The organism is Gilliamella sp. B3464, assembly GCF_026536145.1.
GTDB lineage: Bacteria > Pseudomonadota > Gammaproteobacteria > Enterobacterales > Orbaceae > Gilliamella.
This window is the reverse complement of sequence record NZ_JAFNOQ010000027.1, coordinates 1-1,454: the sequence shown is the minus strand read 5'-3', so window position 1 is coordinate 1,454 and position 1,454 is coordinate 1. Positions and strand designations below refer to the sequence as shown.

Here is a 1,454-nt window from a genome sequence, read left to right as displayed (position 1 = left end):
AATTGATAATCTTTGTCAAATCTGTTTTTGGTTTTAATATTAATAAAATCTCTATTAATCATGATATTTCCTTAAAAAAGGCCCCAATATGTTGGGGCGAAGGATGTGGTCTGTTCGCAGTCTTTCCCGCTGTCCTTTTCCTAACAACAGTGTGCGTGAGTGCTGATAGGATAAGATATGGCAGTATTAATTGTGTTATGTGCAATTAACACTGCCATCAGCCGCAGTTTACCGTCATGCCTGTGACATGTATCAAAACCGCAGTATGTTCATATGCCCCTGCTAGCTACTTGAATCTTGTTAACACATTAAATAACTCGTAGTCTTGTTTAATGACGCTGTTAACTTGATTGGTTTTGATGTGGTAATGATAATATATGTTATCATTGGTGTCAATAATTAAAGTTATTAATTTATGTTTTTTGGTTATTATTTGTTATCGCTAAAGGTAACGCTACATTATTGAGGTGAAACGGTCTCAGCCCAATAACGGGCTGTTGTGGCGGGGGAGTAGTCTGTGTTATCAATTGTTATCATTCCAACCTGTGCTGGTTGATTGATATGGTGTGTTTTTGTCTGATTATCGGGCTCTTAGTTAAGAATGGATGATTGCCACCAGACTCGTCCTAAAATAGTAATCTCATCTTGTGAGATGATTTCGTCCTCATAACCTGGATTATAACTTCTGATTTTGATTTGATTACCGGGTAGTTTTTCTAAAATTTTGATTCGGAGTAACCCGTCATGATTAATCGCATAAATTTTACCATCACGAATACTGGTATCGGCCTGGTCAATAGCAACGGTGGCACCATCTTGAAAAACAGGCTCCATACTGTCACCATAAACTGTTAAGCAGACCGCACAATCTTTATCAATGCCATAGCGGCGCATGGTAGAACGAGACAGTCTTAACTTGTAACCATTATAATCTTCAATATCATCTGCAAATCCATCACCGGCAGATAGCCGTACATCCTTATAAAATGGCACTTCAACCTCATCATTATCAAGTGGTGTTTGACTATCCCAGTCATCGATAGTTCCCAGTATTTTTGCATTGGCTTGGTTTTTGCCCACGTCAGGTTTCCCGACGCCTTGGGTCAGCCATAACAGGTCAACATTTAAAGCTGTTGCAATTTCAACAATTTTGCGAGATGTGCTTGATTTACCTGAAACCAGTTTTTGAATTGCGGGTTGGCTAATTTTGACTATCTCGGCTAATTGGTGCTGAGACAAGCCGGATGCTTGTAATGCCCAATTTATTCTATCGGTAAAAGTGGTCATAGTATTACCTCGTGGTTATCGACCGGGTCAGTATATAACCCAAGTTATCAAATATCAATGATTAATAGCGATAATGATAATTGCTTTAAATGATAATATAGGTTATCATTATTAATAATTAAAATTATCAAAATCAAATTAAATAATAATAATAACTTTAACGATAA

At 37.1% G+C, this 1,454-nt stretch carries 1 protein-coding gene; it reads right to left on the bottom strand.

The window, feature by feature from the left end; genetic code table 11:
* Positions 1-591: 591 nt before the first annotated feature.
* Positions 592-1,287 carry an XRE family transcriptional regulator gene (locus tag J3U57_RS12605; protein ID WP_065799127.1) on the bottom strand — a complete coding sequence of 232 codons (696 nt, stop codon included), beginning with the start codon at positions 1,285-1,287 and terminating at the stop codon, positions 592-594.
* Positions 1,288-1,454 lie beyond the last annotated feature (167 nt).